Origin of the sequence: Cupriavidus oxalaticus (assembly GCF_016894385.1) — a bacterium.
Lineage (GTDB): Bacteria > Pseudomonadota > Gammaproteobacteria > Burkholderiales > Burkholderiaceae > Cupriavidus > Cupriavidus oxalaticus.
Map to the genome: position 1 here is coordinate 2,222,751 of NZ_CP069812.1, position 19,398 is coordinate 2,242,148.

The 19,398-nt window shown below is 67.6% G+C and carries 18 protein-coding genes; all 18 read right to left on the minus strand.

The window, feature by feature from the left end; genetic code table 11:
* Positions 1 to 36: 36 nt before the first annotated feature.
* A complete protein-coding gene (locus JTE92_RS22665; protein ID WP_063237989.1) occupies positions 37 to 1,617 on the minus strand; it encodes an isocitrate lyase in 1,581 nt (526 codons plus the stop codon).
* 403 nt (positions 1,618 to 2,020) lie between these two features.
* Positions 2,021 to 3,316: an isocitrate lyase gene (aceA, locus tag JTE92_RS22670; RefSeq protein WP_063237990.1), complete on the minus strand. Its 1,296-nt coding sequence runs from the start codon at positions 3,314 to 3,316 to the stop codon at positions 2,021 to 2,023.
* Between the two features lie 402 nt (positions 3,317 to 3,718).
* Entirely contained in the window at positions 3,719 to 4,135 is a 417-nt protein-coding gene (locus tag JTE92_RS22675) for a gamma-glutamylcyclotransferase family protein (RefSeq protein WP_063237991.1), read from the minus strand.
* Positions 4,136 to 4,137: 2 nt separating this feature from the next.
* On the minus strand, positions 4,138 to 4,635 hold the full coding sequence (rraA, locus tag JTE92_RS22680; RefSeq protein WP_063237992.1) for a ribonuclease E activity regulator RraA: 498 nt from the start codon (positions 4,633 to 4,635) through the stop codon (positions 4,138 to 4,140).
* Positions 4,636 to 4,683: 48 nt separating this feature from the next.
* Complete coding sequence (locus JTE92_RS22685) at positions 4,684 to 6,432, minus strand: thiamine pyrophosphate-binding protein (RefSeq protein ID WP_063237993.1); 1,749 nt, start codon at positions 6,430 to 6,432, stop codon at positions 4,684 to 4,686.
* A 79-nt stretch (positions 6,433 to 6,511) separates the two neighbouring features.
* Positions 6,512 to 7,762: an MFS transporter gene (locus JTE92_RS22690; protein WP_063237994.1), complete on the minus strand. Its 1,251-nt coding sequence runs from the start codon at positions 7,760 to 7,762 to the stop codon at positions 6,512 to 6,514.
* 132 nt (positions 7,763 to 7,894) lie between these two features.
* Positions 7,895 to 8,734, minus strand: a complete 840-nt coding sequence (locus JTE92_RS22695) for a LytR/AlgR family response regulator transcription factor (protein WP_063237995.1) — start codon at positions 8,732 to 8,734, stop codon at positions 7,895 to 7,897.
* 103 nt (positions 8,735 to 8,837) lie between these two features.
* Complete coding sequence (locus tag JTE92_RS22700) at positions 8,838 to 10,001, minus strand: sensor histidine kinase (RefSeq protein WP_063237996.1); 1,164 nt, start codon at positions 9,999 to 10,001, stop codon at positions 8,838 to 8,840.
* A gap of 9 nt (positions 10,002 to 10,010) precedes the next feature.
* Positions 10,011 to 10,406 (minus strand): DUF962 domain-containing protein, encoded by a 396-nt coding sequence (locus JTE92_RS22705; RefSeq protein WP_063237997.1) that lies wholly within the window; start codon positions 10,404 to 10,406, stop codon positions 10,011 to 10,013.
* Positions 10,407 to 10,689: 283 nt separating this feature from the next.
* Positions 10,690 to 11,634 (minus strand): CysB family HTH-type transcriptional regulator, encoded by a 945-nt coding sequence (locus tag JTE92_RS22710; RefSeq protein WP_063237998.1) that lies wholly within the window; start codon positions 11,632 to 11,634, stop codon positions 10,690 to 10,692.
* Positions 11,631 to 12,743 carry a sulfate/molybdate ABC transporter ATP-binding protein gene (locus JTE92_RS22715; RefSeq protein ID WP_063237999.1) on the minus strand — a complete coding sequence of 371 codons (1,113 nt, stop codon included), beginning with the start codon at positions 12,741 to 12,743 and terminating at the stop codon, positions 11,631 to 11,633. The genes JTE92_RS22710 and JTE92_RS22715 overlap by 4 nt, the downstream gene beginning before the upstream one ends.
* Positions 12,740 to 13,669 (minus strand): sulfate ABC transporter permease subunit CysW, encoded by a 930-nt coding sequence (cysW, locus tag JTE92_RS22720; protein ID WP_063238000.1) that lies wholly within the window; start codon positions 13,667 to 13,669, stop codon positions 12,740 to 12,742. The genes JTE92_RS22715 and cysW overlap by 4 nt, the downstream gene beginning before the upstream one ends.
* Before the next feature lies 1 nt (position 13,670).
* A complete protein-coding gene (gene cysT / locus JTE92_RS22725; protein ID WP_063238001.1) occupies positions 13,671 to 14,621 on the minus strand; it encodes a sulfate ABC transporter permease subunit CysT in 951 nt (316 codons plus the stop codon).
* A 157-nt stretch (positions 14,622 to 14,778) separates the two neighbouring features.
* Entirely contained in the window at positions 14,779 to 15,465 is a 687-nt protein-coding gene (locus tag JTE92_RS22730) for an RBBP9/YdeN family alpha/beta hydrolase (RefSeq protein ID WP_063238002.1), read from the minus strand.
* Positions 15,462 to 16,325: an EAL domain-containing protein gene (locus JTE92_RS22735; protein WP_063238003.1), complete on the minus strand. Its 864-nt coding sequence runs from the start codon at positions 16,323 to 16,325 to the stop codon at positions 15,462 to 15,464. The genes JTE92_RS22730 and JTE92_RS22735 overlap by 4 nt, the downstream gene beginning before the upstream one ends.
* A gap of 104 nt (positions 16,326 to 16,429) precedes the next feature.
* The gene (locus JTE92_RS22740) at positions 16,430 to 17,371 is read right to left on the minus strand and encodes an ATP-binding cassette domain-containing protein (protein WP_063238004.1); all 942 of its coding nucleotides are present in this window, start codon (positions 17,369 to 17,371) and stop codon (positions 16,430 to 16,432) included.
* Between the two features lie 45 nt (positions 17,372 to 17,416).
* Complete coding sequence (gene ssuC / locus JTE92_RS22745) at positions 17,417 to 18,220, minus strand: aliphatic sulfonate ABC transporter permease SsuC (protein WP_063238005.1); 804 nt, start codon at positions 18,218 to 18,220, stop codon at positions 17,417 to 17,419.
* Positions 18,221 to 18,231: 11 nt separating this feature from the next.
* Positions 18,232 to 19,395 carry an FMNH2-dependent alkanesulfonate monooxygenase gene (ssuD, locus tag JTE92_RS22750; RefSeq protein WP_063238006.1) on the minus strand — a complete coding sequence of 388 codons (1,164 nt, stop codon included), beginning with the start codon at positions 19,393 to 19,395 and terminating at the stop codon, positions 18,232 to 18,234.
* Between the last annotated feature and the right edge of the window lie 3 nt (positions 19,396 to 19,398).

Consider the following 19,398-nt stretch of genomic DNA (forward strand, 5'->3'; position numbering starts at 1 on the left):
ATGGGTTGGCGTTTTGCCTGGGGGGTATTACCGGTATCAGAACTGGTTCATGGTGTTGTCCTTACCCGCCGCCTTCAGGGCCGCTTCGCCGCTGAAGTACTCCTTGTGGTCGTCGCCGATGTCCGAGCCCGACATGTTCTGGTGCTTGACGCAGGCGATGCCCTGACGGATTTCCTTGCGCTGCACGCCAGCCACATAACCCAGCATGCCCTGGTCGCCGAAGTATTCCTTGGCCAGGTTGTCGGTCGACAGTGCCGCGGTGTGGTAGGTCGGCAGCGTGATCAGGTGGTGGAAGATGCCGGCTTCGCGCGACGCGTCGGCCTGGAAGGTCCGGATCTTTTCGTCGGCCAGCTGCGCCAGTTCGGTCTGATCGTATTCCACGCTCATCAGCTGGGCGCGGTCGTAGGCCGACACATCCTTGCCCGCGGCCTTCATCGCGTCATACGCCTGCTGGCGGAAATTCAGGGTCCAGTTGAACGACGGGCTGTTGTTGTACACCAGCTTGGCGTTCGGGATGACCTTGCGGATCTCGCTGACCATGCCGCCGATCTGGGCGATATGCGGCTTTTCGGTTTCGATCCACAGCAGGTCGGCACCGTTTTGCAGTGCGGTGACGCAATCCAGCACGCAGCGCGCTTCGCCCGTGCCGGCGCGGAACTGGAACAGGTTGCTGGGCAGGCGCTTGGGACGCAGCAGCTTGCCGTCGCGCTTGATGATGACGTCGCCATTGCCCAGCTGGTCGGCCGACAGTTCGTCGCAATCGAGGAACGAGTTGTACTGGTCGCCCAGGTCGCCCGGCGTGTGGGTCACGGCGATCTGCTTGGTCAGGCCGGCGCCCAGCGAGTCGGTACGGGCGACGATGATGCCGTCGTCCACGCCCAGCTCCAGGAAGGCGTAGCGGATGGCGCGGATCTTGGCCAGGAAGTCCTCGTGCGGCACGGTGACCTTGCCATCCTGGTGGCCGCACTGCTTCTCGTCGGACACCTGGTTTTCGATCTGGATGCAGCATGCGCCCGCTTCGATGAACTGCTTGGCCAGCAGGTACGTGGCTTCGGCATTGCCAAAACCCGCGTCGATGTCGGCGATGATGGGCACCACGTGGGTGACGTGATTGTCGATCTTTGCCTGGATGGCGGCCTTGGCAGCGCCCTGGGCAGCGTCCAGCTCGCGGAACAGGCCGCCAAGTTCACGGGCGTCGGCCTGGCGCAGGAAGGTGTACAGCTCGCGGATCAGCGCGCTGACGGAGGTCTTCTCGTGCATCGACTGGTCCGGCAGCGGGCCGAACTCCGAGCGCAGCGCGGCCACCATCCAGCCGGACAGGTACAGGTAGCGGCGTTCGGTGCTGTTGAAGTGCTTCTTGATGGAGATCATCTTCTGCTGGCCGATGAAACCGTGCCAGCAGCCGAGCGACTGGGTGTACTTGGACGAGTCGGCATCGTAGGCGGCCATGTCGGCGCGCATGATCCTGGCGGTGTACTTGGCGATGTCCAGGCCCGTCTTGAACTTGTTCTGGGCACGCATGCGGGCGGCATACTCGGGATTGATGGCGTTCCACGCGCTGCCGTGGTTCTCTTTCAAAGCAGCAACTGCCTTGATGTCGTCTTGATACTGGGCCATGTGAATTTCCTAAGGATAAGGCGCGTTTTAAAAATCTGCGTGTGCCGCTACGGATGTCGAAGCAAGCAGCGTGACCTTATTGTAGGGAGCTTTTGATGCGTTGCGGCAATGTCTTATATAAGACATAAGAGTTGATTTTTCCTTATTTTTCAATGACATACGCATCAAATTTTGCGATGTGGAACACGTTTTCAAAAAACGAAAAACACCGCCGCGGAATATGCCGAGCAAATTCCGCAATGTGAAACGCGCTTTCAATTGTCGGAGGCAAGAAGCGATGAACCAAAAAAAAAAAGCGCGCCGTCCCTGAGAGAGAACGGCGCGTCGCCTAAACAGGAGGGCGCGATGGTCGCGCGCCCCCCGATCCGCCGGACCCACTAGCCGGCGGGGGTGACCAGGAGAGTCAGGCCACTTTCTTGTGTTCGAAGAACTGCTCGTCTTCGGTCGAACCCTTCAGCGCGGTCGTCGACGACTGGCCGCCTTCGATGGTCTGGGTCACGGCGTCGAAGTAGCCGGTGCCGACTTCGCGCTGGTGCTTGACGGCGGTGAAGCCCTTTTCGGCTGCCTTGAACTCGGCTTCCTGCAGTTCCACGAATGCGCTCATCTGGTTGCGGGCGTAGCCGTAGGCCAGGTTGAACATCGAGTAGTTCAGCGAGTGGAAGCCGGCCAGCGTGATGAACTGGAACTTGTAGCCCATTGCGCCCAGTTCCCTCTGGAACTTGGCGATGGTGGCGTCGTCCAGGTTCTTCTTCCAGTTGAACGACGGCGAGCAGTTGTAGGCCAGCATCTTGCCCGGGAACCTGGCGTGCACGGCTTCGGCAAACTTCTTGGCGAACTCGAGGTCCGGCTTGCCGGTTTCGCACCACACCAGGTCAGCCACTTCCGCGTAGGCCAGGGCGCGCGAGATCGACTGCTCCAGGCCGTTGCGGACGCGGTAGAAGCCCTCCACGGTGCGCTCCCCGGTGCAGAACGGCTTGTCGTTGTCATCGATGTCGGAGGTCAGCAGGTCGGCGGCCTCGGCGTCGGTACGGGCGATCACCAGGGTCGGCACGCCCGAGACGTCGGCGGCCAGGCGGGCAGCGGTCAGCTTGGCGACGGCTTCGCGGGTCGGCACCAGCACCTTGCCGCCCATGTGGCCGCACTTCTTCACCGAAGCCAGCTGGTCTTCGAAGTGAACGCCCGCGGCGCCCGCTTCGATCATGGACTTCATCAGTTCGAACGCATTCAGCACGCCGCCGAAGCCGGCTTCCGCGTCAGCCACGATCGGGGCGAAGAAGTCGGTGTCGCCCTTGCCTTCGCTCCACTGGATCTGGTCGGCGCGCTGGAAGGTGTTGTTGATGCGCTTGACGACCTGCGGCACCGAGTTGGCCGGGTACAGCGACTGGTCGGGGTACATTTCGCCGGCCAGATTGGCGTCGCCGGCGACTTGCCAGCCCGACAGGTAGATGGCCTTCAGGCCGGCCTTCACTTGCTGCATGGCCTGGTTGCCGGTCAGCGCGCCCAGCGAGTTGACGAACGGCTCGGTGTGCAGCAGGTTCCACAGCTTCTCGGACCCGCGGCGGGCCAGGGTGTGCTCGACCTGGACCGAACCACGCAGGCGCACCACGTCTTCGGCGGTGAAGTGGCGCTTGATACCCTTCCAGCGGGGGTTGCTATCCCAGTCTTTTTGCAGGGCCTGGATCTGTTCTTGGCGGTTCATGGTCACTCTCCTGAAGACGCTTGGGGATGGCTGAGAATCTTTTGATCACCTGCCTTGGGCCGCCGCCTGTGGGGCGTTTTTGCGGCTCAAGTCCTGTGTCTTATATAAGAGTGTAGGGAATGCTCCCGCATCGCAACAACCCTGAACTGAAGCTATTGCTTAGTTTTTTTATTCAATGAATTCAGCGCTTTACAAAATTTATTTCACGATACGGGACATAATCTTTCATCATGAGAAATAGGGTTGTGCTCTGCAAACCATGTATTTTTGCGGCTCGCAACGCCTTTCCACATCGTGAAAAATTGCAGGGTTGGCATGCATGCGCGTGATTGGTTACCGCGCAAGCAAAAGAAACGGCGCCGCAAGGGCGCCGCTGCGCGGCTGTCTTCGCCGGGACCGCGTTCAGGCCCTGGCAGGATCTCGCGCCCGCCGGTAGGCCACCCAGTCACCGCTGCCAATGTGCGGCAACGTGGCCACGGCGGCTTCCGCCACCGGATATAGCAGGCAGGCGATGGGCTTGCCTGCCTGCTGCACGGCGCATTCCTCGCGCACGAACAGCGTGGCCTGCCCCGGATAGACCTCTTCAATCTCGTCCAGCACCGGCAGCAGCGCATCGGGGATGTCATAGATATCGCCGACCACCGGTCCGGCCGCCGCATCCAGCACCAGCCCGGGATAGGTCCCGAAGTCATAGAGCCGGCCCGCCACGGTGGCCGTGCCCAGCAGCGTGGGCGCGGCGATGCCGTGCCGCTGCGCGGCCGCATTCAGGTCGTTGACCTCGCCGGCGCGCAGCGTGCCGTAGACGAAGACGCGCGGCATGCTCAGCCCTCCAGCCTGTCGTCCGAGACCAGCACGCCGTCGGCGTCGACATAGATCCAGTTGCCCGGACGCACGACCGCGCCGGGCATCTGCACCGCGACTTCGCTTTCGCCGGCGTTGCGCTTCTGGCTTTTCCGCGGGTGCGCGGCCAGTGCGCGGATACCGATGTCGCACACGTCCAGTTCGGCGCTGTCGCGCACGCAGCCGTTGACGACGATGCCGGCCCAGCCGTTCTTCTCGGCCAGCAGGCCAAGGTTGCCGCCCACCAGCGCGCAGCGCAGCGAGCCGCCGCCGTCGATCACCAATACCCGGCCCTGGCCCGGCGCTTCCAGCACGGTGCGCACCAGCGAGTTGTCTTCAAACACTTTCAACGTCGCGGCCGGGCCGGCAAAGGCGCCCTGCTTGCCCCAGGCGCGGAACACCGGCGCCATCACGCGCAGGGTACCGGCGGCGAGGCGGTCTTCATGGGCGTCGCACAGGTCGGTGGTGACAGGCTTCATCAATGGTCTCCTGATGGATGGTAAGAATCCCTTGCGGCCGCGCCGCGTTCAATGCTGCCCGCCGGCCAGCGCCTGCGCGCGGATCGCGCTGAGCGTGGTGCGCGGCGTGATCACGTCCGGATCGACGCGGATCTCGATCAGCGTCGACACCGGCGCGTCCAGCGCGGCGCGCAGCGCCGGGGCGAAGGCCTCGGTCGTGGTCACGGTCTCGCCGCGTGCACCATAGGCGCGCGCCAGCGCGGCAAAGTCCGGGTTGTGCAGCGCGGTGCCCGATACATGGTTCGGGTATTCGCGTTCCTGGTGCATCCGGATGGTGCCGTACATGCCGTTATTGACGACGATGAACACCACCGGCGCCTGGTACTGCATCGCGGTAGCAAGTTCCTGGCCATTCATCAGGAAGCAGCCGTCGCCGGCCAGCGCCACCACGGTGCGCTGCGGGAAGGCAATCTTGGCGCCGACCGCGGCCGGCACGCCGTAGCCCATCGCGCCGCTGGTCGGCGCCAGCTGGCCGCGGCCGCCGTTGCGGAAGGGGCGATAGCGGAAATAGCGGTGCAGCCAGCCGGCGTAGTTGCCGGCACCGTTGGTGACCACCGCATCGTCCGGCAGCATCTGGTCGAGCGTGCGGATGACCTCGGCCATGTCGACGCCCTGCCCTGCATAGGCCGGCGGCTGCAGGTAGCGCTCGTAATCGGCATGGGCCGCCTCGGTCCAGGCCTGCCAGCGCGGCGCGGCGGCGGGCTCCAGCGCGGCCAGGCGCGCGGCGATGGCCGGCATCGAGGCATGGATCATCAGGTCGGCCTGGTAGACGCTGCCCAGTTCCTCGGCACCGGCGTGCACGTGCACCAGCGTCTGCGCGGGCCGCGGCGCGGCGATCAGCGCGTAGCCGCCGGTGGTCATCTCGCCCAGGCGCGGGCCGATGGCCAGCACCAGGTCGGATTGCCGGATACGCTCGGCCAGCGCCGGGTTGATGCCGATGCCGACATCGCCGGCATAGTTGGGATGGCGGTTGTCGAACAGGTCCTGCCCGCGGAAGGCGCAGCCGACCGGCAGCGCGAAGCGTTCGGCAAAGGCCTGCAGGTCGGCGCAGGCCTGCGGCGTCCAGCCGCTGCCGCCGGCCAGCACGAAGGGCCGCCCGGCGGCTTCCAGCAATTGCCGAAGGCGCGCCATCCCGGGATCGCCCGGCCAGCTCAGCACGCGCTCGTAGCCGCGCAGCTGCGGCACCACGGCCGTCTGCGCCAGCATGTCCTCCGGCAGCGCCAGCACCACCGGGCCGGGCCGGCCCGAGGTGGCGGTCTGGTAGGCGCGCGCGATGTATTCGGGGATGCGCTCGACCCGGTCGATCTGCGCCACCCACTTGGCCATCTGGCCGAACATGCGGCGGTAGTCGATTTCCTGGAAGGCTTCGCGGTCGATGAAATCGGTGCCGACCTGGCCGATGAACAGGATCATCGGCGTCGAGTCCTGGAACGCGGTATGCACGCCGATGCTGGCATTGGTGGCGCCAGGGCCGCGCGTGCAGAAAGCCAGCCCGGGACGGCCGGTCAGCTTGCCGTAGGCCTCGGCCATGACCGCCGCGCCGCCCTCTTGCCGGCAGACGATAAAGCGCAGCTGGTCGCGGCGGCGATGGAAACCGTCGAGCACCGCCAGGTAGCTTTCGCCCGGCACGCCGAAGGCCAGCTCGGCGCCATGCGCCAGCAGCGCATCAACGAGGATATGGCCGCCCAATAGTGGCGTGCCGCCAGCTTCGTGCGAAGCGGGAGTGTCAGGGTTCGAATGGCCCGGCGTGGCAGTCATGGAAACATCCTCGAGGCAGGCTGGAACAAGGCAGGACGCGCAGAAGGCAGGCGATGGTGGCCGGCGGCGCCGGCCGGGCTCAGGCTGCCGGCGCGGCGGCACCGCTGCGCGAACGGTTGCCGTTGCCGACCGTCACCGCGGTAAAGATCGAGATCAGCTGGAAGCCGCCGATCATGAAGAACACCCAGGCCGGCAGCCGCGCGTCCATCAGCGCGCCGAAAAACAGCGGCCCGCAGGCCAGCCCGATGTCGAGGCCGGAATAGACCACGCCATAGACACGGCCGGTGGCGCCGGCGGGGGCGGCGGCACGCACCAGCAGGTCGCGCGACGGACCGGCGACGCCGGCGCCAAACCCGATCAGGCCCATCAGCACCGGCACCAGCAATGCGGGGAACAGGTTCAAACCGACCAGGATGGCGATCAGGCCGGAGACGGTAAAGCTGATGGCGATGAGCCGGTCATGGTTGCTGGTGCGGCTGGCGGCAAAGCCGCCGACGACCATGCCGCCGGCGCTGCACAGCATGTAGATGGTGTACGAAGCCGTGGCCAGCGTGAACGGCATGCCGTACAGGTAGGTCAGCGCGGTCGGCGCAAAGCTCTGGATGCCGGCGGCGGAGAACGTGGTCAGCAGGAAAAACGCCCAGCACACCCACACCTGCGGCAGCCGCAGGAAGCCCAGCAGGCTGCCGCCGGCGGCCCTGGCGGCGGGCCGGCCCACGGCGCCGCTCACCGCGCGCGGGTCCAGCACATGGCGCAGCACCACCAGCACGGCCAGCACCACGAAGGCCACCACCGAGGCCGCCGCCAGCGCCGCGCGCCAGCTGGCCAGGTTGGCGATGGTGACCAGGAACAGCGGCGCCGCCGCCCAGCCGAGGTTGCCGGAAATGCCGTGCACCGAGAAGGCATGGCCCAGCCGCGGCTGCGACACGTGCTTGTTCAGCAGCGTGAAGTCGGCCGGGTGGAACACGCCGTTGCCCAGCCCCGCCACCGCCGCGCCGGCCAGCAGCGCGGCATAGCCGTTGCTGGCCGACAGCAGCAGCGCCGCGCTGCCGAGGAAGGCCAGTCCGGCAAACAGCACCGGCCGCGCGCCGAAGCGGTCCACCACGAAGCCCGAGGCGGTCTGCACCACCGCCGACACGGCGAAGAATACCGTCATCAGCAGCCCCAGCTCCGCATAACTCAGCCCGAACTCGGCCTTGATCCACGGGAACAGGGGCGCCAGCAGCAAGTGATAGAAATGCGAGACCCCGTGCGCCAGTCCGACCAGCCCGATCACCTGGGCGTCATGGCGAAGCGGATTGCGGGCGGGATCGATGGCGGCGGTGGACATGGCGCGGGCGGAAGGTGCGGTAGCGGGCTGCGGTAGAACTAACCGGCGTTTAAACGGCTGCTGAATAAAATCAGCGTCCAGCCCGCATCATAGAGGAAAACCGCGCCCCGCTGCAGCCGGGTGGCGCAATCCCTACATCTGCTTGAACAGGTGCGCGTACTGGCGCGCCACCGGCAGCAGCTCGGGCCGGTCGCGCAGCCGCAGCGACAGCCGCCCCAGCGACTGGTTGACCGCGCTGGCCACGCAGTCGATGTTGACCACCGTGCCGCGGTGGACCTGCCAGAAACGCTCCGGATCCAGTTGCTGGGTCAGCTCGCGCAGGCTGGTGCGGATCAGCGCCTCGCCGGCGCTGGAGACCACGTTGACGTACTTGTCGGTGGCTTCCAGGTAGATCACCTCGTCGACCGGGATGATGCGGACCTCCTGCCCGACCAGCGCCTTGATAAAGCGCAGATACTGGCGCTGCGCCGCGCCGCCGGGCGTGGCGTGCTCGAGCGATTCGAGCCGCGCCAGCAGTTGCCCCAGGCGGTCGGTGTCGAGCACGGCGGCCTCGGCCTCGGCGCTGTCATCGGCGCCCTCGTCGGCATCGTCGTCGGCCATCGCCTGCAGCCGCTCCTTCAGGCGGCACACGGTCGCCTCCAGCCGCTCGCGCTGTACGGGCTTGAGCACATAGTCGACCGCCGCGCGCTCGAAGGCCTCCAGCGCAAACTGGTCATAGGCGGTAACAAAGACCACCAGCGGCGGGATATCAAACTCGATCAGCTCGCGCGCCACGTCCATGCCGCTCATGCCCGGCATGCGGATATCCAGGAAGGCCACGCGCGGCTGGTGCTCGCGCGCGGCGGCCAGTGCGGCCATGCCGTCGTGCACGACCGAGACGATGCGGGCCTCGGGCCACAGCGACTTCAGTTCGGATTCCAGCACGCGCGCGAGCAGCGCTTCGTCGTCGGCGATCAGAAGGGTCGGGGTCATGGGGGCGATGTTGGGGGCAGTGAAGAAATCTGGGGCGATGCTGATGACGCCGTCCTACGCAGCGCCTCGGGTTGTCTTCGTGCAGGCGATCACCAGCAGCGCGTCAGGTCCGCTGGATGGCCGGCGACGGCACGGAAATGCTCTCCGGCACAGTGACGGTCTGCGTCAGCGTCGGCGCCTCGACCGGGCGCACCAGCGGCAATGTCAGACGCACCACCACCCCGCGCGGCGTGTTTTCTTCCATCTGCATGCTGGCGGCGGCCCCGAAAATCCGCGCCAGCCGCTCGCGCACATGGGTGATGCCCAGCCCCGAGCCCTTGCCAGACCCATGGCCGAAGCCCACGCCGGTATCGGCAATGATCACCTGCACCGCATCGTCGCCGGCGGCACGCGCCGACAGCTGGATATGGCCGCCGATCATGCAAGGCTCGATACCGTGCGTCACCGCGTTTTCCACCAGCGGCTGGATCAGCATCGGGGGAATTTCGACCTTGGCCAGCTCGCGCGGCAGGTCGACGTCATACGACAGCCGCTGGCCGAAGCGCATGCCCTGGATATCGAGATAGCTGCGCAGCAGCTCGAACTCCTGCCGCAGCGTGCATTGCTCGGCGCGGGTGTGTGCCAGCGACATGCGCAGGAAGCCGATCAGGCGCTGCAGCAGCTGGCGCGCGGCGGGCGGGTCGGTGGCGATCAGGCCGTCGAGGTTGGCCAGCGAGTTGAACAGGAAGTGCGGCTCGATCTGCGCCTGCAGCGCCATCAGCTGCGCGCGCACCAGTTGCTTTTCGGCCTCCTCGCGCTGCAGTGCATCCAGCGCGGCCTGGCGCTCCAGGTAGGCGAGCTTCTCGCGCGACCAGTAGAAGTAGATCATCGACGCCGATGCCAGCATGCCCACCACCAGGCACATGCGCAGCATGTCGCCGGTTTCGGCCACCGACTTGGGCGGCAGGTCCAGCGCCACGCGCGTGGCCCAGCCACCGATCACCACGCCGGTCGGCACCGCGGCGGCGGCCAGCAGCAGGAAGGGCCAGCGGCGCGGCCGGTCGTTCCACCAGATGCCGACGCGGGGGATATCGATCAGCAGCCAGATCGACAGGCCGATCAGCTGGCTGTAGACAAAGTTGTGCCAGAGCGTGCCGCCGGTCTGGAAGCCATAGTTCAGGCTGACGGCAATCACCGTGTTCATGCACAGCACGAACAGCAGGTCGCGGCCGAGGATGGTGAGCCGCGATGGGGGCGCGGTGGCAACGGTGGAGAAGCAGCGGTTCATGGCGGTATGTTAGCGCTGGCTGGTTTCGGCGCAATCCCCTGACGTGACGCGCGTGCCGCACTCGCCGGTCAGCGCACGCCACCATTGGCCTGACAGCACATAGCGCGGGAAGGTGACCCATTGCTCGGCGAAGATACGGCCGGCGATGTCCGCCGGGCCGGCAAACGGCTCCGGCGCGTTGGCCTCCAGCCGGTGCCCGCGCCCCTGCAGCGCCAGCGACATGCCCATGCACACCAGCCCCAGCGCCACCGCAGGCAGCCTCAGCCGCAAGATGCCATAGGCGCACAGCACCGTGCCCGCCATGAACATCGGCACGGCCACGATATGCAGCAGCAGGTTGCGGGGATGCTGATGGTTGCGGCCATAGCCGCGCCACTGCCAGCGCAGCAGCGATTCGTCACGCATGATCGTCTCTCTCCCTTGCCCCTCTTTCCTTGCCCAACGGGCAGCCGCGCGCAATATCTGTTGCACTGCGGAAGACGTGGCGCGCGCCTGACTGGCAATGCGCGCCACGTGCAAGGACTTTACCCTTCACCCGGGCACGAAGAAAGCCTGTTGCGACGAACGGTGGACACGGGGCGCGAACGGCACCGTGCGGGGGCAGACGGCGCGCGCGGAATGCGGCGGAGTGCCGCCGGCGCCATGCGGCGCCGGGCGTTGCCCGGCGCACGGCTGACGAGAGTGCCGCTCAGGCCGCCAGCGCCTGGCGGTCCTGCTCCGACAGCGCGCTGCTGACGGTGTCGCGCGACAGGTGCGGCGCGAACATATTGATGAAGGCGTGCGCATAGCCGCGCAGATAGGCGCCGCGGCGCACGGCCACGCTGGTGGTGTTGGGCGCGAACAGGTGGTCGGCATTGATGCGCACCAGGCCCGAGTCCTTGCGCTCGTCGTACGCCATCGAGGCGATGATGCCCACGCCCAGCTCCAGCTCGGCGTAGGTCTTGATCACGTCGGCGTCCAGCGCGGTCAGCACGATCTCCGGCTGCAGCCCCGCTTCGGCGAAGGCGCTGTCGATCTTGCGGCGGCCGGTGAAGCCGGCGTCATAGGTGATGAGCTGGAAGCCGGCCACGTCCTCGAGCGTCGGCTCGGGCAGGCGCGTGAGCGGATGGTCGGGCGAAACCACCAGCACGTGCTGCCAGCTGTAGGCCTCGAACGAGGTCAGCCCGGCTTCGGTCGCCACCGCTTCGGTGGCGATGCCGATATCGGCCTGCCCCGTCAGCAGCAGTTCGACGATATGCGTCGGCGACGCTTCCTGCAGGGCCAGCGTCACATGCGGATACTCGCGGCGGAAGGCCTGCACCACGCGCGGCAGCGCGTAGCGGGCCTGCGTATGCGTGGTGGCCACGGTCAGGCGCCCGATATGGCGACCGGCGAACTCGTCGCCGGCCTGGCGCAGGTTCTCGGCTTCAAGCAGCAGGCGCTCGACGATGCGCACGATCTCGCGGCCGGGCTCGGTCAGCCCGGTCAGGCGCTTGCCGTAGCGCTCGAAGATCTCGACGCCCAGTTCTTCTTCCAGCTCGCGGATCTGGCGCGACACGCCGGGCTGCGAGGTGTAGAGCGCGTTGGCGACCTCGGTCAGGTTGAACTGGCGGCGCACCGCCTCGCGGATCGATCGGAGTTGCTGGAAGTTCATCGTGCGGCCTCTTGTTTTTTGCCTGGCGCAGTGCCGTTGGCTTGCGTAAAGACGCGCAGCTGGCGCGGCCGCACGGCGAGCAGCTCGCCCTCGCGGAAGCCCGCGTGGCGAAAGCGCTCGAGCGGCAGCGCGACTTCGATCACGTCCTGGTTGTCTTCACGCTCGAGTTCGAGCTGGGCCACCGGGCCCAGCGTCAGCGCGCGGCGCAGCGTCACGGCGATGCCGTCGGCGCCGGGCGAATAGCGCTCCAGGTCCAGGTCGTGCGGACGGACATAGGCGACCGCATCGCCAGCCGTCTCGTGGCCGCTGCCGACCACCGGCAGCACCGCTTCGCCGGTATGCAGCAGGCCGCCGGTCTCGCCCACTTCCAGCCGGCCGTGGAACAGGTTCACGTTGCCGAGGAAGCCGAACACGAACGGCGTGGCCGGATGGTTGTAGACCGCCTCGGGCGAGCCGTACTGCTCGACGTGGCCGCGGTTCATCAGCACCACCTGGTCGGCCACTTCGAGCGCTTCTTCCTGGTCGTGCGTGACGAACACGCTGGTCACATGCAGTTCATCGTGCAGGCGGCGCAGCCAGCGGCGCAGCTCCTTGCGCACCTTGGCGTCGAGCGCGCCGAACGGCTCGTCGAGCAGCAGCACGCGCGGCTCCACCGCCAGCGCGCGCGCCAGGGCGATCCGCTGGCGCTGGCCGCCGGACAGCTGCGACGGGTAGCGGTCGGCCAGCCAGTCGAGCTGCACCAGGTCGAGCAGCGAATGCACCTTCTCGCGGATCTGCGCTTCGCTCGGGCGTTCGGCGCGCGGCTTCACGCGCAGGCCGAAGGCCACGTTCTCGAACACGCTCATATGCTTGAACAGCGCATAGTGCTGGAACACGAAGCCCACCTGGCGCTGGCGCACATGCTGGTCCGAGGCATCGCGCCCGGCCAGCACGATCTGGCCCGCGTCGGCGCGCTCCAGGCCGGCGATGATGCGCAGCAGCGTGGTCTTGCCGCAACCGGACGGACCCAGCAGCGCGGTCAGCTCGCCTTCGTCGAAATCGAGCGAGACATTGTCCAGCGCGACAAAGTCGCCAAAGCGCTTCTCTACGTTCTTGACCTGGATGCTCATGATGCCTGTCCTTGCAATGTGCCCAGCGGCCGTTCCGGCGCCGTTTCTTCGGTTTCCTGGCGGGCGTGCCACTCCACCAGCGTCTTGATGCCGAGGGTGACCAGCGCCAGCAGCGTCAGCAGCGAGGCCACCGCAAAGGCCGCCGCGAAGTTGTACTCGTTGTAGAGGATTTCCACGTGCAGCGGCATGGTGTTGGTCAGCCCGCGGATATGGCCCGACACCACCGACACCGCGCCGAACTCGCCCATCGCCCGCGCATTGCACAGGATCACGCCATACAGCAGGCCCCAGCGGATATTGGGCAGCGTGATATGGCGGAAGGTCTGCCAGCCCGAGGCGCCCAGCACGATCGCCGCTTCTTCCTCTTCACTGCCCTGCGCCTGCATCAGCGGGATCAGCTCGCGCGCGACGAAGGGGAAGGTCACGAAGATGGTCGCCAGCACGATGCCCGGCACCGCGAACATGATCTTGATGTCATGCGCTTCCAGCCACGGGCCGAACCAGCCCTGCGCGCCGAACAGCAGCACGTAGACCAGGCCCGAGATCACCGGCGATACCGAGAACGGCAGGTCGATCAGCGTGATCAGCAGGTTCTTGCCGCGGAATTCGAACTTGGCGATGGCCCACGCCGCCGCCACGCCGAACACCACGTTCAGCGGCACCGCGATCGCCGCCACCGTCAGCGTGAGCTGGATCGCGGCCAGCGCATCGGGCTCGACCAGCGCTTCCCAGTAGGTCTGCACGCCCTTGCGCAGCGCCTCATAGAAGACCGAGGCCAGCGGCACGAACAGGAACAGCGTGAGAAACAGCACCGCCAGCGTGATCAGCGTGTAGCGCACCCATGGTGCCTCGCCGGTGGCGTCGAACTTGTGATGGGCCCGGCCCTGGCGCTGCGCGCCCAGGCGTCCCGAAACCGCGCCCGCCATGTCAGAACTCCTTGCCCGTCGCGGGCGCTTCCGGTGCAAGGGCAGCGCGCGCACCCGACTGGTGGCGGCGCGTCCAGGCCTGCAGCAGGTTGATCAACAGCAGCAGTCCGAACGAGATCACCAGCATCACCACCGCCACCGCGGTGGCGCCGGCGTAGTCGTATTGCTCCAGCTTGGAATAAATCATCAGCGGCGCGATCTCCGACACCATCGGCATGTTGCCGGAGATAAACACCACCGAGCCGTACTCGCCGGTGGCGCGCGCGAACGACAGCGCAAAACCCGTCAGCAGCGCCGGCAGGATCGCCGGCAGGATCACGCGCCGGAAGGTCTGCAGCCGGTTGGCGCCCAGGCTGGCGGCCGCCTCTTCCAGTTCCTGCTCCACGTCTTCCAGCACCGGCTGCACCGTGCGCACCACGAACGGCAGGCCGATGAAGGTCAGCGCCACCACCACACCCAGCGGCGTGAATGCAACCTTGATGCCGAGCGGCTCCAGGTAGCGGCCGATCCAGCCGTTGCCGGCGAACAGCGCGGTCAGCGCGATGCCGGCCACCGCGGTCGGCAGCGCAAACGGCAGGTCGACCAGCGCATCGATCAGGCGCTTGCCGAAAAAGCGGTAGCGCACCAGCACCCACGCGACGATCAGCCCGAACACCGTATTGACGATGGCCGCCACCAGCGACGCGCCGAAGCTCAGCTGCAGCGATGCCACCACGCGCGGCGCCGTGATCGCCGTCCAGAACGCGTCCCACGTCATCGTGAACGTCTTCAGGAACGTCGCCGACAGCGGGACCAGGACGATCAGCGTCAGGTAGAACAGTGTGAAGCCCAGCGACAGGCCAAAGCCGGGAAGCACGGTGAAGCGCTGCCTGGGGCCGCGTGGCGCACGCGAGGCCGGCGCATCGGGGACACCCGGCGTGGGGGCATCCGCCAGGGATAGGGATGGTGGCATGTCGTCTCGTCTGTGGTCGGCCGGCTTCGGGCGCCGCCGCGGCTTGCCGGCTGGCCGGTCCTTATGACGCCGGCGCATATTGCGCCGGCCTACGAGACAGATTCTGCAGAGTCGTCCTTATAAACAGAACGAATCTTTCTGAATTTTCTTAGACGGTTTAGATATATGGGGCGCCCGGCGCCACTTCCAGGCCCGCTTCCCATGGCGTGGACGACACTTCGGTGTCGCCGGCATCACCTGCGGCGGCGATGCGCTGCACCAGCGTGCCCAGCAGCGCCAGGCCCTCGGCCCAGTCGTCCAGGCCCGAATCGGCGTTGATATGCCCCAGGCTGCCGGCATCGACCAGTTCACTGCCCCACAGCGTGCCCCAGCTGAAGGCGGTGCGCTGCGGCATCCACGGATCGTTGCGGCTGGCCACGAGGATGGTCGGGAACGGCAGGCGGTAGGTCGGCAGCAGGCTGGCGACGCCGAACTTGTCGGGATCGGCTGGCGCCACCAGCAGCGCGCCGGCGATGCCCGCCGGGTCCAGCGACGCCTGCCGCAGCGATGCCAGGCAGCCGAAGCTGTGCGCCACCAGCACCGCGCCGCGCGAGGCCACGCGCTGCGCCCGCATCACGCCTTCCGAGACGCGCTCGGCCCACAGCGGCAGGCTCGGGCGCGACCAGTCATGCTGCTCGACGCGCTGCCAGTCGGGAAAGCGCTGCTCCCAGCAACTCTGCCAGTGCCCCGGGCCGCTGCCATGCAGGCCAGGCACGGTCAACACCTGCAGGTGTCGCGGAATTTCCAGGCGCGTAGCATGCGCCGCCGAGGATGGCCCCGCCGATGCCCCGATCGCTTGCGTCATACCGGCTCCTTGCTGAGTTCGTGTGCCGCTGGCGCGCCCGTGGCCGCCACTTGTGCCCGCAGCCCGGCCGTGCTGACCAGCGCGCCGGCAAAGCTGCCCTGCCCCAGGTCGATGCCGGCGGCCTGCAGCCGCTCCACGCTTTCGGCGTTTTGCAAGCGCCGCCCGATCAGCGTGACGCCGGCGTTGTCCGCGCTGGCGCGCAGCCCCGCCAGTTGGCGGTCGGTCCAGGTGCGGCGCATGTCGAGCTTGAGCCAGTCCGGCAACGCATGCGCCATCAGCGCGCCCGCCTCGGCCGGGTCCGACGCCTGCAGGCTGACCGCGAAGCCGTTGCGGCGATAGTTGCCGACCACGTGCAGCAGCAGCGGCAGGTCGTCGTTGGCACTGGCCGGCACCTGGATCACGAAGCGCTCCAGCGGCAGTCCGAGCGACTGCAACGCGCGCCGGAACGCGGCGCCATGGTCGTCGGCGACCGCGGCCAGCAGCCGGTTGTGCACGTTCAGCACCAGTTTGTGCGCGCCCTCGGCGGCAAAGTAGTTGATCGCGTGCAGCAGCCGCGACAGGCGGTCCAGCGACACCAGCGTGGTGTCGTCGGCAGCCATCGCGAACAGCTTCCACGCCGCCAGGCCCACGCCATCGTCGGCATAGGTATGGATCGAGCCTTCGTGCGCCACGACCTGGCGGTCGGCCAGCGTCACCAGCGGCTCGAAGGCGCTGGTCAGCGAGCAATTGAAGAACTGTCCCTGCACCTGCCCGCGCGCGTCGCGCCACAGTTGCCGGTCGGCCAGCGGCTGGCGCGGCAGCGATTCCAGATAGCGTTGCAGCGGGTTGGCTGCGCTGGCGGGTTCATGCACGCCTGGCATGGCGGTTTCCTTCGGTTGACCGGACCGCGTCGGGTCCCATGGCCGGATTGGTGATGGCGACGGCGTGCTGTCGCAGCGCGCGCCTGCCTGCTCATGATAGGAGTTCAGTGGGCAGCAGCGAATGAAGATTCCGACCTGTCGATATGCGCGCCGTCGTCGATGCGCTGCGCACGGCGCTTCGTGCCGGCATCGAGCGGCGAAGGCGCCGCCGGCGCCTGCCGCATCACGCGCTGCAGCACCGCTGCTTCGAGCTGCGCGAAGCCGGCGGCGCCGCGCTGGCGCGGCCGCGCCAGCGCCACGCGCTCGTCCATGGCGATGTGGCCGTCCTCGATCAGCACGATGCGGTCGGCCAGTGCCACCGCCTCGGAGACGTCATGCGTCACCAGCAGCGCCGTGAAGCCAAGCCGCCGCCACAGGCCTTCGATCAGTCCCTGCATTTCGATGCGCGTGAGCGCATCCAGCGCGCCCAGCGGCTCATCGAGCAGCAGCAACTGCGGGTGATGCACCAGCGCGCGCGCCAGCGCCACGCGCTGCCGCTGCCCGCCGGACAGCCGCGCGGGCCACGCCTGTGCGCGGTCGGCCAGGCCTACCTGCGCCAGCACCTCCGCCGCTTCGCCGCGCCGCGCGCGCGGCAGGCCCAGCGCCACGTTGTCCAGCACGCGCTTCCACGGCAGCAGGCGCGCATCCTGGAACATCACGCGCACGTCGGCGCCGCGCTTGCGGCTGCTTTTCGGGTGGTCTTGCGCGTCACTGTCGATCGCAATGGTGCCGCCGTCGGCGCCTTCCAGCCCCGCCACCAGCCGCAGCAGCGTGCTCTTGCCGCAGCCGCTGCGCCCGACGATGGCGACGAATTCACCCGGCGCCACGTCGAGCGCCACATCGTGCAGCACCTCGCGGCCGTCATAGCGCTTGACCACCTGGCGCAAGCGCAGCGCGACCCCACCAGTGCGGCGCGGTGCCTCCACCTCGTGCCTGACGGCCTCGCGGCGCGCGAGGCCCGCTTCCAGTTCCGCCAGCGCGGCCTGTTCCACCGGATACATCTGCATGTCGATCTCCTTGCCGGATGTGCGGCTCTACGTGGTTCATGTGGTTCAGGCGGCTGCGTAGCCCGGGTGCCAGCGCAGCCAGTAGCGCTCCAGCCCGCGTGACAGCAGGTCGGCGAGCTTGCCCAGCAGCGCATAAAGCAGGATGCCCACCAGCACCACGTCGGTCTGCAGGAATTCGCGCGCGTTCATGGTCATGTAGCCGATGCCGGACTGCGCGGAGATGGTCTCGGCGACGATCAGGATCACCCACATCAGGCCGAGCGAAAAACGCACGCCCACCAAAATCCCCGGCAACGCGCCGGGCAGGATCACTTCACGGTACAGCTGCCAGCCAGACAGCCCGTAGCTGCGCGCCATTTCCACCAGCCCGGTATCGACCGAGCGGATGCCGTGGTAGGTGTTCAGGTACACCGGGAAGAACACGCCCAGCGCCACCAGGAACAGCTTGGCGCTCTCGTCGATGCCGAACCACAGGATCACCAGCGGGATCAGCGCCAGCGGCGGGATGTTGCGCACCATCTGCAGCGTGCTGTCGAGCAGCGTGGCCGCGCTGCGGAAGGTGCCGGTCAGCAGCCCCAGCAGCAGACCCAGGCCGCCGCCGATGGCAAACCCGGCCAGCGCGCGCCAGGTGCTGACGCCCACGTGTTTCCACAATTCGCCCGAACGGGCCAGGTCCCACGCCGCCTGCAACACGGCCAGCGGGGCGGGCAGCACGCGGTTCGACAGCCAGCCGTTCTGCGCGGCGGCCTGCCACACCACGACCAGCAGCACCGGCACGATCCACGGCGCCACGGCGCGCGCCAGCGCGGCGGGATGGCGGCGTGGCGGCGGAAGATGCGGAGCGCTCATGCCACTCTCCTTCAGCTCTGCGCGGCGCGCGGCACGATGCCGGTCGCCATGACTTCGCCGAACGGGCCCGACAGCACCTTGCCCGGCAGCTTCTCGCGCACCGAGCGCGGCAGCAGCGGGAACACCAGCTCGGCGAAGCGGTAGGCCTCTTCCAGGTGCGGGTAGCCGGACAGCACGAAGGTGTCGATGCCGAGTTCGGCATACTCGCGCATGCGCTCGGCAACGGTGTGCGGATCGCCCACCAGCGCGGTGCCCGCGCCGCCGCGCACCAGGCCGACGCCGGCCCACAGGTTGGGGCTGATCTCCAGCGCCTCGCGCGTGCGGCGCGCACCTCCCGCATGCAACGCGGCCATGCGCCGCTGCCCTTCCGAATCCATCTTCCCGAACACCGCCTGCGCGCGCGCCACGGTCTCGTCGTCGAGGCGGCTGATCAGGTCTTCGGCGGCGGCCCACGCGGCGGCATCGGTCTCGCGCACGATCACGTGCAGGCGGATGCCGAACCTGACGGTGCGGCCATGCTTCGCCGCGTGCCGGCGCACGTCTTCCAGCTTCTGCGCCACGTCCGCCGGCGGTTCGCCCCAGGTCAGGTAGGTATCGACCTGCTCGCCCGCCAGCGCATGCGCCGGCGCCGACGAGCCGCCGAAGTACACCGGCGGATGCGGCCGCTGCAGCGGCGGATAGAGGACGCGCGCGCCCTTCACGCTCAGGTGCTTGCCCTGGTAGTCGACCTGGCCGCTGTCATGGCTGGCCGCCAGCACGTCGCGCCAGATGCGCAGGAACTCGGCCGAGGCCTCGTAGCGCGCGCTGTGGTCGAGGAACAGGCCATCGCCTTCCAGCTCGGCGGTGTCACCGCCGGTGACGAGGTTGATCAGCAGCCGGCCGTTGGAAAGGCGGTCGAACGTCGCCGCCATGCGCGCGGCCAGCGTTGGCGCCATCAGGCCCGGCCGCACCGCGACCAGGAATTTCAGGCGCTGCGTCACGGCCGACAGCGCCGATGCCGCCACCCACGGGTCTTCGCAGGAACGCCCGGTGGGAATCAGCACCCCTTCGTAGCCGAGCGTATCGGCGGCCACGGCGACCTGCTTCATGTAGTCGAAGTTGACTTCGCGCGCGCCTTCGGAGGTGCCGAGGTAGCGGCTGTCGCCGTGGGTGGGGATAAACCAGAATACGTGCATGCC

Coding starts and splice junctions, on each gene's coding strand:
- JTE92_RS22665 (WP_063237989.1), bottom strand. CDS start 1,617: ATGGCCCAGTATCAAGACGACATCAAGGCAGTTGCTGCTTTGAAAGAG.
- aceA (WP_063237990.1), bottom strand. CDS start 3,316: ATGAACCGCCAAGAACAGATCCAGGCCCTGCAAAAAGACTGGGATAGC.
- JTE92_RS22675 (WP_063237991.1), bottom strand. CDS start 4,135: ATGCCGCGCGTCTTCGTCTACGGCACGCTGCGCGCCGGCGAGGTCAAC.
- rraA (WP_063237992.1), bottom strand. CDS start 4,635: ATGAAGCCTGTCACCACCGACCTGTGCGACGCCCATGAAGACCGCCTC.
- JTE92_RS22685 (WP_063237993.1), bottom strand. CDS start 6,432: ATGACTGCCACGCCGGGCCATTCGAACCCTGACACTCCCGCTTCGCAC.
- JTE92_RS22690 (WP_063237994.1), bottom strand. CDS start 7,762: ATGTCCACCGCCGCCATCGATCCCGCCCGCAATCCGCTTCGCCATGAC.
- JTE92_RS22695 (WP_063237995.1), bottom strand. CDS start 8,734: ATGACCCCGACCCTTCTGATCGCCGACGACGAAGCGCTGCTCGCGCGC.
- JTE92_RS22700 (WP_063237996.1), bottom strand. CDS start 10,001: ATGAACCGCTGCTTCTCCACCGTTGCCACCGCGCCCCCATCGCGGCTC.
- JTE92_RS22705 (WP_063237997.1), bottom strand. CDS start 10,406: ATGCGTGACGAATCGCTGCTGCGCTGGCAGTGGCGCGGCTATGGCCGC.
- JTE92_RS22710 (WP_063237998.1), bottom strand. CDS start 11,634: ATGAACTTCCAGCAACTCCGATCGATCCGCGAGGCGGTGCGCCGCCAG.
- JTE92_RS22715 (WP_063237999.1), bottom strand. CDS start 12,743: ATGAGCATCCAGGTCAAGAACGTAGAGAAGCGCTTTGGCGACTTTGTC.
- cysW (WP_063238000.1), bottom strand. CDS start 13,669: ATGGCGGGCGCGGTTTCGGGACGCCTGGGCGCGCAGCGCCAGGGCCGG.
- cysT (WP_063238001.1), bottom strand. CDS start 14,621: ATGCCACCATCCCTATCCCTGGCGGATGCCCCCACGCCGGGTGTCCCC.
- JTE92_RS22730 (WP_063238002.1), bottom strand. CDS start 15,465: ATGACGCAAGCGATCGGGGCATCGGCGGGGCCATCCTCGGCGGCGCAT.
- JTE92_RS22735 (WP_063238003.1), bottom strand. CDS start 16,325: ATGCCAGGCGTGCATGAACCCGCCAGCGCAGCCAACCCGCTGCAACGC.
- JTE92_RS22740 (WP_063238004.1), bottom strand. CDS start 17,371: ATGCAGATGTATCCGGTGGAACAGGCCGCGCTGGCGGAACTGGAAGCG.
- ssuC (WP_063238005.1), bottom strand. CDS start 18,220: ATGAGCGCTCCGCATCTTCCGCCGCCACGCCGCCATCCCGCCGCGCTG.
- ssuD (WP_063238006.1), bottom strand. CDS start 19,395: ATGCACGTATTCTGGTTTATCCCCACCCACGGCGACAGCCGCTACCTC.